General features: G+C 34.3%; 11 protein-coding genes. 6 read left to right on the plus strand and 5 right to left on the minus strand.

Going from position 1 to position 15,140, the window contains the following annotated elements:
* Positions 1-285: 285 nt before the first annotated feature.
* Positions 286-1,413 carry a MarR family transcriptional regulator gene (locus tag NEF87_RS20525; protein ID WP_457917294.1) on the minus strand — a complete coding sequence of 376 codons (1,128 nt, stop codon included), beginning with the start codon at positions 1,411-1,413 and terminating at the stop codon, positions 286-288.
* A gap of 656 nt (positions 1,414-2,069) precedes the next feature.
* Positions 2,070-3,095, minus strand: a complete 1,026-nt coding sequence (locus NEF87_RS20530) for a hypothetical protein (protein ID WP_457917295.1) — start codon at positions 3,093-3,095, stop codon at positions 2,070-2,072.
* Between the two features lie 179 nt (positions 3,096-3,274).
* On the opposite strand from NEF87_RS20530, the gene NEF87_RS20535 reads away from it, so the two are divergent.
* On the plus strand, positions 3,275-3,463 hold the full coding sequence (locus tag NEF87_RS20535) for a hypothetical protein (RefSeq protein ID WP_371803386.1): 189 nt from the start codon (positions 3,275-3,277) through the stop codon (positions 3,461-3,463).
* 305 nt (positions 3,464-3,768) lie between these two features.
* Positions 3,769-6,516, plus strand: a complete 2,748-nt coding sequence (locus tag NEF87_RS20540; protein ID WP_457917296.1) for an SIR2 family protein — start codon at positions 3,769-3,771, stop codon at positions 6,514-6,516.
* 32 nt (positions 6,517-6,548) lie between these two features.
* Here NEF87_RS20540 and NEF87_RS20545 read toward each other — a convergent pair whose 3' ends face one another.
* Positions 6,549-7,148, minus strand: a complete 600-nt coding sequence (locus NEF87_RS20545; protein WP_457917297.1) for a ribonuclease III domain-containing protein — start codon at positions 7,146-7,148, stop codon at positions 6,549-6,551.
* An 83-nt stretch (positions 7,149-7,231) separates the two neighbouring features.
* Here NEF87_RS20545 and NEF87_RS20550 point away from each other — a divergent pair, with 83 nt between their 5' ends.
* Positions 7,232-7,768: an OsmC family protein gene (locus tag NEF87_RS20550; RefSeq protein WP_371803389.1), complete on the plus strand. Its 537-nt coding sequence runs from the start codon at positions 7,232-7,234 to the stop codon at positions 7,766-7,768.
* 9 nt (positions 7,769-7,777) lie between these two features.
* On the opposite strand, the gene NEF87_RS20555 is transcribed toward NEF87_RS20550, so the two are convergent.
* Positions 7,778-8,746: a hypothetical protein gene (locus NEF87_RS20555; RefSeq protein ID WP_457917298.1), complete on the minus strand. Its 969-nt coding sequence runs from the start codon at positions 8,744-8,746 to the stop codon at positions 7,778-7,780.
* A 374-nt stretch (positions 8,747-9,120) separates the two neighbouring features.
* On the opposite strand from NEF87_RS20555, the gene NEF87_RS20560 reads away from it, so the two are divergent.
* Positions 9,121-9,942 carry a transcription initiation factor IIB gene (locus tag NEF87_RS20560; RefSeq protein WP_371803391.1) on the plus strand — a complete coding sequence of 274 codons (822 nt, stop codon included), beginning with the start codon at positions 9,121-9,123 and terminating at the stop codon, positions 9,940-9,942.
* 200 nt (positions 9,943-10,142) lie between these two features.
* On the plus strand, positions 10,143-11,768 hold the full coding sequence (locus NEF87_RS20565) for a hypothetical protein (RefSeq protein WP_457917299.1): 1,626 nt from the start codon (positions 10,143-10,145) through the stop codon (positions 11,766-11,768).
* Between the two features lie 136 nt (positions 11,769-11,904).
* On the opposite strand, the gene NEF87_RS20570 is transcribed toward NEF87_RS20565, so the two are convergent.
* Positions 11,905-14,199 carry a hypothetical protein gene (locus tag NEF87_RS20570; protein ID WP_457917300.1) on the minus strand — a complete coding sequence of 765 codons (2,295 nt, stop codon included), beginning with the start codon at positions 14,197-14,199 and terminating at the stop codon, positions 11,905-11,907.
* A 193-nt stretch (positions 14,200-14,392) separates the two neighbouring features.
* On the opposite strand from NEF87_RS20570, the gene NEF87_RS20575 reads away from it, so the two are divergent.
* Entirely contained in the window at positions 14,393-15,085 is a 693-nt protein-coding gene (locus tag NEF87_RS20575) for a LysE family transporter (RefSeq protein WP_457917301.1), read from the plus strand.
* Positions 15,086-15,140 lie beyond the last annotated feature (55 nt).

A 15,140-nucleotide genomic window follows, 5' to 3' on the forward strand; every position in this document is an offset into this window, starting at 1 on the left:
AGGGTTATAAACGTATCGGTTGAATACAATCCTCTCAATAGATTCATCGTTATATAAAATTGAAATAGCTATTGATTTTTATATTCTACCATCTCAATTGCTTTATTAGATTTGGTTCTCTCCATTTAGAATTTCAAGATATCAAATCTGGTGATTAAATACCCGAAAAAATTATTGAGTCTAAATATTCCAAAATGATCTTTATAAAAGAAAATTATAATGTTAATTGTTCTCAAAGGATGAAAGAAAAAAAAGTGAACTCTTGTTCAAATTCAATCGATAATTTTAGGAAACATATTGTGCTTTACTTTCAAGATCAAAAGTAACTCTTTGTAAATCTAATTGATTTAAAACACAATATTGATAAAAATTTTCTAAACTGCTAAGATATTTTTGTTTCTGAAATTCATAATGTTCAAATTTAGGAAGGAGATATCTATGAAGGAAGGTATATAATTGGGCAAATCTTCTATCTTGTGAATCAACCCATGAAGTTTCAGTTAATATTTGAAATAATTGCTTAAAATCTGGAAAATATCTGTCCAAAGTGTGTAATAGACTTATCTCTGAGTGAAGTTCTGTATATTGAATAAAATCCAAAATATAATATCGTAATCTTGGGTGAGAATTAGTCGAGGGTTGAATAATTCGGACATTTAATACCTCTATTAGATATTTTAGAGCTTCAGAAATCTTGCCAATTGAATATCCACTTAATTCTTGAATCTTTTTTTGAGTTAAAATCTTCCTTGTATAGAAATAAGCAAAAATATTACTAAAAGATTTTTTATTTTTAATCAAGAGCGAATCTGATTTCATCAGTATTGAGATTACTTGAGATTCTAATTGTTCCACTATGGGATCAAATTCAATCGGTTTCTCACCCATCACTTCATTTTTTACGAACTCTGATTTGGATTGATAAATGCTTTCAATTTGTTCTTGAATTCCTATTATTTCAGGATGATTTCGTAGTAATAATATTTCATTAATTCTAAAACTTAATAATGCACTTCCAGGTCTGGCTTCTTTGATAAGTGGTTGAAGTTTTTTATTAATTAATTCCAAATCACATAAGATCGGTTCATTACTATAGTGCGAGCTATAATTAAAGGAAAACTGGTTTATATTGAGATAGTAATTATAAGAATTTGTTTTTCTTATTGATTCCTTTGATACTAATCCAGATCTTTGCATTTCCTGTAAATTTTTAGAAATAAGACTTGGTGAATAATGAGTCAGAAAAACTAATTCTCTCTGGGTTAATCTTCGTTTCAACAGAAGATAGAAATAAATTACGTTCATCTTTGGATTTATTGCCAATTCATGACCATATTCAAAATAGAAATTAGCAATTCTCTTCTCAATAATTTCATATGAAAGTTGATCATTTTTTTTCTTATTGCTATCCATTTATATTTAATAAATTCCAATCAATTATATTATTTCACATTTCCAAGAAAACGTTTCTTATTTTTTGAAGATTAGAATTTTCTATTATAATTCTAAAAAATAATCAGTTTTCACAATTCAGTACTCTAATACTCTGGAACTTGAAATTATACGTTTTGGATGATGGATGAACATGAATTAATTGTGGGCTGGAAATTCTATATAATAAGTTTTTGAAAACGAGGAATATAGATCTTACAAGAAAAATGAAAATAGAAAAAAAGTTTTAGTATGAATTTTTTGGAATCGCCTGTTGTATTGACCTTTTTGTTTTAATAATCTCCTTATCTGCTGGAATCTTATTAGATTCATTTTCAATTGGTATTTATTTATCGAAGTTTATTCATGGTTTCGTGCAATTCAGAGTAATTAACAGATTTTAGACCACAGAGACATATTGACATGATATTAGTACAGAGAGAAGTGAATCGTGGGTGTTAAATAGTATCCAGCAAGATGATACTATGGCCGCTTGCCGTGAATTCAACCCAGAGAAACAAGACTGTATATTGATCATGTCATTTTTCACAGTGAGGCTTTCTATTTGGTCATGACTCAAAAATGATATGCATTGAGGAATTGATTTTTACGAGAAAAAACGTAATAGAAATAAAAAATTACAATGTTATATCGATTTCAACAGATCCAACATTAGTTTCTGCGTCAATTTGTAAAAGATCAAGTAAGCTAGATTCAAATCCAGGGGATTGGTAATATCCATTCGTGGTTCCCCAATCCTCATGATTAAATTGGGTATCTCCAATATCTGTTTCAAGCCCCACCAAATATTTTAGTAAATTCGATTGGATTTCAATGTCGATTTCACCCACATCGGTAGATGCATCCAACACAATATCAGCACCTAATGCAATCGTTTGGTCCCAATTAACGCGAATCGCTCCCGCATCAGAATCCAAAATGATTGTAGACTCATTTTGGAATTTAATATTTTCGATATTTAGATCAATGGCTCCTGCATCAGTAGTCACAGATAAATCTCCATCAATTGAAACTTCATTGAGAGAAACTGTTATTTCTCCTGCATCGGTTTGAAAATACGCACCACTACTAATATTCACTGTGTTAAGATTAATATCAATGCTTCCTGCACTGGATTCGATAATGAATGTTTCCATTTCTATGTTTGCAAGATCTACATCAAGTTCTCCGGCTTTTATATCTCCGATTATGGAATAAAGTTCATAATTTGGATTGATGTATATGGTAAAGTCCCAGTCATCAATTAATATGATTTCCTCATCTGGATAATCAACAACTAAAGTGATGATTATCGTTTCATTAACTGTCGTATTTGAAAATGTGATTTCCAAATCCTCAACCGCACTATCGCCTACTCGGTATTCCAATGCCCAATCAGCACTAATCAAATTTTCAGAATCATTATTGAGAAGGCCTACGTCAAAATCACCAACATCTGCTTGTATATCAAGTGAGATTTTTGTTATATTTTCGTAATCTGTTTGTATTAATTCAAATTTTCCAGAAGATGTAGCTGGATTGTATTGGTCGTCAGGTAACGGGCCATACAAGGCAAAATACCAGAACCCGATGGCAAAGATTATAACTACAATAGTAATTGCCGTGGAAATTCCATGACTCGATTTTTTTTGATATTCACTCATATTATTTTCAACAAGTTTCGTGTTATTTTAAATGAACAAGCCTTCCTATCTAAAAATTGGAGAGACCACTTTTTGGCATGATCCATCTTTTTTCTGAGGAAATGTTCAAAAGTTTTATTTTGTTCAGAAGCATTATGTAATCAATAAGGTTCTAAAAAACGAGTTGAGTGAAAAACAAAATGAGTGAAATTTTAGTGCAGAAGGGGGGCAACCGCTTAGCGTGCCCAAAATGTGGAAACTACAAGAAAAATATGATTAGGGAAACAGAAGATCGAGAACATCAGATATATGACTATCCACCAATCTTCGCTAAGAAGTATACTTGCGGCCAATGTGGTACAATCTGGCGATGGGAAAAAGACGAATAATTTCAGTCTTACTGCTTTTTTCATTAATTATAGAACTAATTTCTTTTTTTCGGTAGTTAATTGAGAGTTAGTTCTTTTTAACCTTGTTAAAATGTATTTTCGGTTTAAATTTTTATAGAAAGCCAAAATGAAGCAAACTTCTTTTAGTCTCAATTCTGGCAATAAAACGTTTCTGGACTTCATCTTCGTTATCGGCTTGACCTTCTTCGAAGAATTTCGAAAGAAAATGTAAAAAATTTTCAAATTAATTTTTGCAGGTGATCATATACCAGAAGGTTTTTTTTCACAAATGAGAACCATAATTGATGATATCTAATTCCTTTCCAATGATTCAAATGGATGCAATCGATCCCTTAATTTTAAAAAAGGGGATTATTGCATATTGTGGTGCCGGAATTTCCATTTCTGCACCTACATGTGCACCATCGTGGTGGACTTTAACTGAAGAAATCTTAGAATCCTTTTTCCATTCCGTCCCTCCTGAATTTAAACTCCCAGATGATTTAATCATCAAAGAAAAATTATTCTCCCCTGAAGGGATATTTGAAGTCTTTGGCAATATTTTTGGCCAACATTTTTTTAAAACGTTTCAAGCTTTAGATGTTTCCGAACCCAATGGAAATCATCGATTAATTGCTCAATTAGCGAAAAAAGGAATATTAAAAGCTTGTTTTACCACAAATTTTGATATTTATATCGAGCGAGCATTAAAAGAAATCGGAGTTCCCTTTCAAGTAATTGTTAAGAATGATGAATTTGATGAAATTTTTCAGATCATTTCGAATTCGGGAGAATTACCTTGTTTTTATGTTTTCAAAATTCATGGCACTATTGAACAACCAGAAACTATTATTGCACTCGCTTCAGCCTATAAAAGTTCAAGTGGTTTTTCGGTAAATAAAGGCCGTGTTTTAGAAAGTCTGTTAAAAAGATATTCGTGTCTTTTTTTAGGTTATTCTGGATGGGATTTTGAACATGCCAACTATCGAAAATTTTGGGATAATGCTGGAAAAGAGATAAAAGGCATTTTTTGGAATCGAAGACCTCAAGAAACAGGAGGTCCAAAATTTCCTCTAATATTCAATTCTTGTGCTCAAAAATTCATTTTTACAGAAGCAGATCTTCCAGAAGGATGGGTTAAAGCACTTTCTTCTGCTAATATCATAAATCAAGAAGACATTGGATTAAGTGTCTTGGAACAAGCTAGCGATGAATCGAAGTGGCAAGAAGTAAAAAGTAAACGGTTAGAATTTTTTAAAGTTTGGGCAGAAGAGATTCCCGAATTTACAAAGATTGGAACCGTCATCTCGGAAGGAGTGCATTTTTCAGCTAAATTTAAGGAAATGCGGGATCAAACAATAGCTAAAGCTCAAGGTAAGGTGACCCAACCAAGCCAAGACCCAACTTTTCAAACAAAAGTTCAAGAATTGACTCAAAAGATGTCTAAACAGGAAATTTCACCTCAAGAATATCAATCTCAATATCAAAAATTACAATTAGATTCGATTATGGTTAATTTAGACTCGTCAAGAAAAGATCAGTTAAAGCAAGTAATTAGTAATAACCAGTTTCCGGGGATTACTGACAATCCCTCAAGATTATTTGGATTTGTGCAAAAAATAACCCAATTATGCAATAATTTTTCCATGGAAGAAGCAATTAAAATAGCTGAAGATTTGTCAAACCGTGAATGGCAAGCAATGATGAAGGGTGGCAATAATTATATTGCAGAAATGACAATTACTTCATGGCTCGCCGCGAATATGACACAAGATGAGACAAAATGGAAGCCAAATCATGAAAAGATGGAAAATGTTAAGGCAAAATTCCTTTCAGGTGAAATTGAAAATCAAGAACAATTTAAACAACAAATAATGTTAATTCAGCAAGATCAATCTCTGGCAAAAATGGGATACGATGCACCAATATATGATTGGATTCAAAAACTCGTGAATAAAATGGCAAATTGTACCACTCGTGACGAATTTCAATTAGGTGCTGAAGCATTTAATACTGCAATAATTGGAATTTATGCTCGAATTAATGCAGATCTCTTTTATTCTCCAGAGTACAATGCTTTACGCACAGCTGCAAATAGTAAACCTCCTTCTCAAGGTCAATTTATGGGTGATTATGCTGAAATCCAAAAACGGCAAACAGAGGTAATCCAACAATATCAAAAAGGAGAAATATCGGCTCAAGATTATGGTCAAAAACTTCAAGCAATCCAAAAAGAAATTACAGAAAAAACGGTTATTCCAGTATCGACCGCAGAACCACCAGTAATTTCAGAGGAGATTTTAAAAACGTATGATGATCTGATTCGAAGTAAGTTTATGCCTGCTTTCTTACAGTTAAAAAAACTTTTTCCTGAACCAGACTCTTACCCTGAGATGCTTATGGAAATGGCTATTTTAGCGCTTTGGATTGCAGGTACTCAAGTGATATATGCAGAGAAGAGTCAACAGTATTATCCTGCAGCGAATCGTGGCGAATATTTAATTATAGAAAGTCATCCCTCCATAGTGAAATTTCTGTATCGACATCATAAAACATGGATTGACAAGGCACTTGGAGAAATGAGTAAGAGATATGGTCAAACATTATGTCGATTTGTTGTCGAACTGGCTGAAATGGGGAATGATTTTTCCTTATGCAAAACAGCAACGGATCTTTCGATCAAATATGAAGAGGGAAAAATAACCGAACAAAATTACATGAAAATACCAATTGCTCTGGCGACCTTCTATGAAAATAAGGGTGATGAAGAAAATGCGCTTCATTATTATACCTTAGGATTAGAATCCTTACGAACGCAGTTTATTACCCCATATGCAGATGTAATTGTTTTTCGCACTGCGAAACTACTGATGAAGACCGATAAAGAAAAGGCGTTAAAAACAATATTACTAGGGTATCCAGAATTTTTAGGAAATCATCCTCCGATGAAGTTTCCTGCACGCGATTTAGGGATTAATTTAGCAAAAGACCTGTGTAAAGAGTTAGGATATCAAGATCCTCAAGAAGCAATTCAAAAACTATTTACAGATTGAGCTTTGCTATTACATCCCATACTTTTTTTTTTTTACCGTGGAATTCCTTTTAAATTAAAATTCATACGATTCCAGAGCTTTTTACACCCCGAAAGTCCAAAAGATTGATAGTAGGAACCAAAAAACCCTTCAATAATACTCCCTTTGTCATGGGTGTTTAATTCATAGTTTGGACGCTTTCTAACCGCAACGATCAAATCCATTTGATTAAAAATCTGAGCAAGGTATGCATTACTCACCAAATGATTTCGTTTTACAACGGCTTTTCGAGGGTTCTTATTTAATTGTTGTTCGCGAACTATCAAATCTAAAACCGCATCTCCGAGAAAATCTAATGGGCGATAATCCTCTGCATCGGGATCCAATTGATGGTAGGAGGGGTGGGTCAGAATGCGCGTGATTAGTGACTTTTCTAGTTTTGTTAAGTGCATAAGTTCCATTTTCTGTGTGAAACTTGATTGGTTACATATTTTTTCCTCTTCCTTTAGATTTAAGGGATAGTGTTGATTTTTACATGGTTCACAATGACCACAAAAGCATATTTGTTCCGCTTTCCCTTCTGCATTCTTGTGATATCTAAGTAAATTGTCACATTCCGGACAATACTCGCAAGTAGGACTCGTTTCATTCATTTTTCATCTGCTTCCATTCACTTTCATTGCTAATTAAAATTTTATTCAAAACCTTATAAAAGTGCCTTTTCTTCTACCAAATCATGTTGATTGAATCAAAGAGAATGGAAACTTTAAATGAGAAAATAAAATCTTTTCACAGCAATTTGAAGGAAGCGGGGTCATCTGCTTCTTCTGAATTATATTTAGGTAAAACCTCAATTTCTTGTTCCCAAGTAAGCAATTTTCAAATCGCAGTGAAAGCTGGGGATCACACAATAAAAATGGATGAACCCATTGAAAGTGCAGGGGATAATACTGCTGCTACTCCGGTCCAATTATTCCTTGCGGCCTTTGCAGGTTGTATGGAAATCACTTGGCTTGAGATCTGTACGATGCATAAACTCAACGTTTCAAAGATTTCTATTAATATAACATCGACAATGGATAGACGATTTGTATTGGCAGGAAAAGCACCAATTTCTCCTAGGTTAATTTCATTACTCATAATATTTCGATTCGAAACAACTGAAAAATTGGACACATTGAAAAAATATTTAAAAAAAGTGGAACAGTTCTGTCCCGTAGGTGCCTCTTTACATCCAGATATCGAAAAAATCTATAAATTCGAGGCGATGTAAGCTTTTTTTTTATTCTTCTCTACGCCAAACGGCACCACATTTGCCACAGTTATATTTTTTAGCATAGATTGGGGGATAATCATAAATCAATCGTTCCCGATCTTCTTGTTCGCGGATCATATTGTGATTATAATTACCGCATCTTGGACATTGATTTCTGCCTTCGCCTTGTTGGATCAGCATCCCATTCTTTGTTTCCACTGGTGCCTTTGGGGTTGTTTGAACAGGTGGTTTTACCTCCGCTGCTGGAGTGTCAATTGATTTCACCTCGCCTGCAGGTTCTTGGTTATCAAAAACTTCCGCATTTAAATCAACAGTTTCCCGATCTTGGGTTGGTAATTTTCCTTTGAAGATTTCCAAAAACTCCTCATCATCTGCTCCCTCAATGAATACTTTGGGACGTTGATCTCCGGCACGATCAATATCAAACTCTCGAGCATATTGGATGGCTTTGACCTTTTCTTTAACGTTACTGTCTTTTCCTTGCCATACCCATATATCTACGCCCAAATCGGCGATAAAACAGTCTTCGCTATCCAATGACTTTTTTTCAAATGGGACTTGAACATATTTCATTGCGTTAATTCCATTGTATTCTTCACTTGAAATGCGATAAAGAGCGTTTACATGATTTGCTTGATCTGCAAATTCCCCTGTTTTTACATCCTTCAACATCGTTTTTGCGAGATTTTTATCAAGTATTTTCAAATTCTTCAATCTAGCCAAAAATTCGGGGGCTTCATCACCTTCATCATATGTGATGATTTTTGCGGCACCGTTAAACACTTTTCCATCATCGATCCGACGGGCTTCAACTGCCGCAGTTCCTTTTTCATCGACAGAACATTTGGATCCTAACCAGACATATATCTTCTTTTCTTCTTCGTTAACGACTAAGTATGCATCCCCAGTCGTAAAAATCGGTTTATCAATAAGCTCTAAACTACCTTCTTTAATCATAAATATTTTATTTTCCATTTAGATCAATACCATTCCTTTTAAGCGTGCAGAAAAATACTAATTTGTTTATTATGACTTTTTCTTTTATTTGTAATAAGAGTTTTCTTTTGAATTTTCTGATTTGAAAAAACCTAAATTTGTCGGAATTTTTAATGTTGTTTGGGAAAAATAACTCTAGGTTTGAAGATTACACGTTTTTATAAGAAAATGTCCAATAACTTTATTAAAGTGGTTTTTCATAGAGAGAATATAAAAAATAAAAGACTCGACGGTGATTCATAGTTCCTAGAAACTATTTTGAAAAAACTAAACATGCTGAAAACGAGGTTTGTTGTTCCACTCCCCATATTGTTTTGAATAATGAGTGTGAATATGTCTGCATTAATTGTGGGATGGTGATTGCACCCCACCTTATCAATTCAGAGCGACGTGCGTACAATGCTTCTGAAATTAATTCCCGAAGACGAACTGAGCCATTATGGCGATCTTTTGGAAATCGAACAATCATCGGACAATATGTGACAGATGCCCGAGGAAAACAACTGCATCCACAAAAACGCGCGCTTTTTGCACGTTTGAGTAAAATCCAAGGTTCGTTAATTAATTCTCTAGAACGAAATTATTGGGAAGCCAAACCAAAACTTTCAACTTTGTGTAATCGTTTATCAATTCCCGATTTTATTCAAGAAACTGCATGGAAGATCTATAAAATCTCTGCTAAAATGAAACTTACCATGGGAAGGTCTATTGAAGGGTTTATTGCTGCAAGTATTTATGCTGCAATCCGTGTTCATGAATATCCCCGATTACTTGAAGAAATTGTTGAAGTGTCTTTGCTTCCGATGCGAAGTATCCATAAATCTTTAGCTTTAGTGGTACGTGAAGTTCTACCTACATTAGATTTACGTTATCGCCCTATATTAAGTGAACGCTTAATTCATCGTTTTGGAAATGAACTTGATTTATCCATGCCCATTCAACAAAAAGCACGAAAAATTTTGTTTTCTGCCAAGCGCTTGGGATTAGCACGAACAGGTAAGGACCCAAAGGGTATTGCTGCGGCCGTTTTATACTTGGCGGCAAAAGATTCTGGTGAAAAACGTACTCAGTCTCATATTGCAAAAGTTGCTCGTATTACCGAAGTAACTCTGCGAACAAGAGCAAAACAGATTCATCAAATTTCTAAAAAGATTGAACTTCCTCAAATGAGTTAAATATTTTCTATATTTTTTTGGAATATTTTCTTAGCAAGAACTATTTATGTTTGAATACTATTTATCTTATAGGTTATATAGCCTTTAGAGCTACAAGTATCGTTTATCAGATCCACATGATATCATGATAAAAAAGGACATTTTCCTTTTTTACAAATATGTATATCCCCAAAGTAACCAATGGGAGAATGCACAAACCTATGATTATCCAACACGTTCGTTCGGTCTTTAGAAAGAAATTCAAAGGTGTAGTCAGGTGTTTTGACGTTGGAATTCATGAAGGAGAACAATTTCTCGCATTAGGGTCTCAAGATAAACATCTTTATATTTTAAATTCTAAACTTGAGATTATGCAAGCAATCGAATTTCCACAATGGGTTAGATGCGTTACCACAGGTGATTTGAATGATAATGGAAATTCGGAAATCGTGGTCGGATGTGGAGATCATACTTTACGAGTTTATCAATCCGATAATGTTGAATATCATGAAATATATTCTACCAAATTTGACGGTTTTGTTACATCTTGCGCTATTGCAGATCTCACTGGGAATGGGAAGTCCGAGATAATAGCGGGATCTTGGGATAAGACGGTTCGAGCTTTTTCTATTGAAAATTCCGAATTATCTCTTCTTTGGCAACAAGAATTTTCTGCTGGTATCCAATATCTTAAAGCCGATGATCTCTCGTGGGATCAAAAACCAGAAGTTATTTGTTTATTCAAAGGGCACAGCATGGCTATATTGGATGGAACAACCGGATCGGAATTATGGAATTTTGAAACTACTTCCGAACTAAAAACCTGTGATGTTGGGATTCTAGACTATCGGGGGTACCCAACCCTCGTTGTAGGGAGCAACGACCATCATGTATATTTTTTTAACCATAAAGGCAATTTAATCCAACAATCTGAATTTGATGATCGAATCACTTCATTGCTAATCACTGATTTAACTGGGAATGGAAGAAATGAAATTATCTTGGGTATAGGTCAAAAATCTATTGAAACTATTGATTTTATTAATGGTGATATCACCGATTTTGATGTGCGGTGGTCACGACGCATTCATGGAGTGATCCTCAATATGAAATCAGTGGACTTTAATCTCGATGGCTACACCAATTTATTGGTGGCTGGATATGATTGTGCCATTTGTGGTCTCCAAGATAATTATTTTGGGGAACAAGTTTTTGATCCAATTCCTCCAGCGCCCTATTTTGGGGCTGAAAATGATGCTTCAGAAGATAATTGTGTGGAAAATTCTGCTCTTTTCTGTTCCGACAATGATGTTGCCCACTCACTCGGGGTTACTGAGTCCAATTCAGAGAAATCAGATACTGCAGAAACAATTCCAATACCAGATTCTGATTCAGAAACTGGCACAAGATCAGAAGACAATAATCGACAAGATAAACAAACAATACCAGAATCGTCTTCCGATGGATCACCCACTGAACCACCAGCGTCAGAAATTACACCAAGAACTACAGACACTAAAAAAAGCAATGATACACGAAATGACTCAGTTTTAGATACATCTCCTCCCAAACCTGAATCTACTCGATTCTTTAAAAAACCCGATGAAACTTCCGAGAATCTATTTTTTGAACTTAATTCTTCTGATATAATTTTTCAGAAAATAGTGCCTCTTTTTCAAGATCAGACCATTTATACTTCCAAAGCCGTCCTTTTCAACGTTTTTCGCCAACAAGGAATTGAAGAGAAGGATCTTGATCCATTGTTTGAAGACTTGAAGTCCAGAAATGTCTTGCAATACTCTCGATCCAGCCCGCGGGGTTGGCATACGAAGAAACTCCATAAATAAATTTTCAAGATCTTTTTATCTTTATTTTATCTTTATCTTATCTTCATTTTTTAGAAAATATTTCAAGGTAATTTTTGAAGTATTAAAACGTTAAATTCTGTGTAGAATGAAGAAAAAAATAAAAAATAAAGTTTCCTTACATGGAAACTTGTGCGCCAGATGCTCTGTATTCGTCTCCAGTTCCGGTAATTTTATACGTGATTGTATAAGTTTCTTCTGCTTCGATCTTTTCAATATTCCAAATCAATACATCTTTTCCTTCTAAATTATCAAACTTCACTGGTTCTAAACTATAATCAGCATATTCGAAGTTTTCTGGGACCATGTCTTTGATTTCTATATTTTCAAGAGCATCTGCACCGGTATTTCTAAGTGTAAGCGTAATTTCGTAATGTCCATCGGTTGCCATGGCGCTAACTTTCTTACCTTTGAGAATTCTTTTACGCATGTGCACGACTGGAATACGAGGCTCCTCAATAGGTGAGATTTCAAGAGGTGCTCCTGCAGGATATGTGTTTCCAAGATACTTGACATTGGCGACATATTCCGTATCCTTTGCTACTTTATAGGCGGTGATTGGGTATTTTGCCTTGATCACCATTCCAGGGATAAACATTCCAATAGCGTTATCGCGTAATTCTGTTAAATTGATTCTCACGATATGTTCCGTGTCTGGTTCCTGATCATTAGGGGTAATTTCAATCATCGATTCGTCAATTGAAATTTGTTCTCCTAATTCTTCCCATTCAATTTCTTCATCCACATCAAAACCTTCCGATGTGTCGGAATCTTCGGATGGGCGAACAATATATAATTCAATTTCTTCTGCTTTTGGTGGAATATATCCCGATTGAATTGTTTCTTCAATCACTAATTCATTTAAGTCTGCACCACCGGTGTTCTTGACTTGGTGTAATGCATCGAAAGGTACAATTCGGTATGATTGAATTGAAGTGGCAGAATAATCCAATTTTCCTGCCATTATTGCAACAGCAAGTTCAATATCATCAAAGGTTAAAGAACCAAGAGTCGAAATTTTGCGTTTTGAAACCAAGAAGAATTCTACAGTTTTCTGGAATTCTGGTTCCATACCATCTTCAGTTTCGGACACCCACTCCACGGATTTCCAAGTTGCTCCAGAAGCAATTAAAGGAATATCATTTGGATCAATATCAATGACTTTATCTTGTGATTCACTCTCAACAACATCAAGATTAACTAACTGCATTTGGAAGTCACTTTCGTTTTGGAACCAAACAGAACATGTGTATTTATCTGGATCTTCGTCTTGTTGTTCTTCCATAATTCCGACAAAGTTATCGGAATAAGCGTCGAATTTATCAATCTCAATACCTGTAATGGCTTTATTTGCGAAATATTCTGCCGCAATTGTTCCAGTGCGTGCCTTTTCTTCTGCTGATGATACTTCAATTGTCATATTGATCTTCAAAACGGCTTCTGCGCCTGCTTCTAATTTTTCAATAGTCCATTCAATGGTATTATCGGCAGTAGCTTCAGCAACCCCAAGGGAAGTATCTAAAACATCAACACCCATATATCCTTCTTGAATATTTTTAGTGACTTTGACATCAATCAAATCATAATCCTTGGTATTTTTGGCGGTAATCATGAAAAGAACGACATTACTGGCAGAGGTTGAAAGCGAATAAGAGTTGATTTCTTCATCATTTAAAGTGCTGATAAATTCTTTAACGTTTAATGCGGGTTCTTCAAATTCTTCAATTTCATAATCGATAATTTGTTCGCCTTGAGGTTCTAAATTATTGATATGAATGTCTTCGTCAATTGATGCTGATCCTTCTTTATTGAAATTTACATCAATATCCCAAATTTTATGGCTTTCCGAAGGGTTCGTGATTTTAAATTGACCAGATGTTTTCCGATCTTCTTCAATGTCTTCATCGGCATTAAATTCGAAATGTGCTTCCACTTTTTCGATAATTTCTAAAGGTACTAATTCCCCAGTTGCTCCATCTTCACCCAAAACAATTTGACCTTCTTTAGCACCGGTTCGGGCATCATAAGTTTCAATACCTGCAGTAGATGGATCGTTATCTTGATAAGAAATTGTACTTGTTTGACTTGATCGTGATTTCATGCTCTCAGAAGTGGCACTCTCTGACCTTTCATCAGCGTTAAAACCCATTTTAGTACCAGATGACATTTCTTCAGCCTTAGCGGCTACCTTTTCAAAGAATTCTTCTAAACGATCTCGAGATTTCTTATCAATTTTTATTTCTTCCCCTGGAGAATCAATTGCTTTCTCAATATCATCCTTTGGTAAGTAATCTTCAATCAAATCCCCAAATTTATCCACAAACTGGTTATAACTAATTGAGAAATTTGCTTTCATCCATTTTTTATCGACTTCAGCAGTCCCAATATCAATAATATTATATTTAGTTCCCATGTTTAATTTCTCCATAATTTCATCGATTTTATTCGATAAAAAAAATAGGATGAGGATTCCTAAAAAATGTTCCTTTTCAGAAAATTCAAAACATGCTGTCTACAATTTAGTCATAAAGTAAAACCAGTTGGAATTCTAATATTTCATAAGTATTTGCGAAAATTGATATTTTTTTGGAAATTTATAAGATATAATGACTTTTTGGGGTGTATTTTCGGTAACTTTTTTGTTAGGTTTAGCGGGAGCAATGTCTCCCGGAGCGTTATTAACTTATACTATCGTTAAATCTTTAGAAGCCAAAAAAAAAGCTTTCTTAGTTGGGTTTTTTATTAGTTTAGGGCATGCGATAATTGAAGTTATATTGATTTTAATACTCTTAGCTGGAGTAGAGTCTTTTATTTCCCAACCTACTATACTAATTATTATTGGTGTACTTGGAGGGAGCTTACTTTTCTTCTTTGGATCCCAGATATTATTAGATATTAAAAATAATCGGGTTGATACCTCCTTTTTGACTTCAACTGATGCACAATTTGATTCTATGGTGGAAAATCCGACAAAGCGACTCTATTCTCAGCACCCTATTTTTGGCTCAATTCTCTTTCTAATGTCTAATCCCTACTGGTGGCTCTGGTGGGCTACAGTAGGTGTCTCCATTATCATAGAAAATGCAGTTAGTCTAACTAATCCGACAGCATTCTGGGGTCTAATCATTGGAAAAGAACTTGGAGTGTTTCTTTGGTATATCTCTATTTCAACTGCCCTTGGATTTTCAAGTAGATTTATGACTAAAAATGTATATCTGAAAATTTTACTCTTATGTGCGTTATTTATGGCTGGTTATGGGATCTATCTGGCAATTTCTCCGATTTTCAAATTCCTTTAAAGATTAAATTCCAATAAAAAGTAAAAGTAACAAAAAAAAGAAAAATGCTGTGAGT

Origin of the sequence: Candidatus Lokiarchaeum ossiferum, assembly GCA_025839675.1 — an archaeon.
Lineage (GTDB): Archaea > Asgardarchaeota > Lokiarchaeia > Sigyniarchaeales > Promethearchaeaceae > Lokiarchaeum > Lokiarchaeum ossiferum.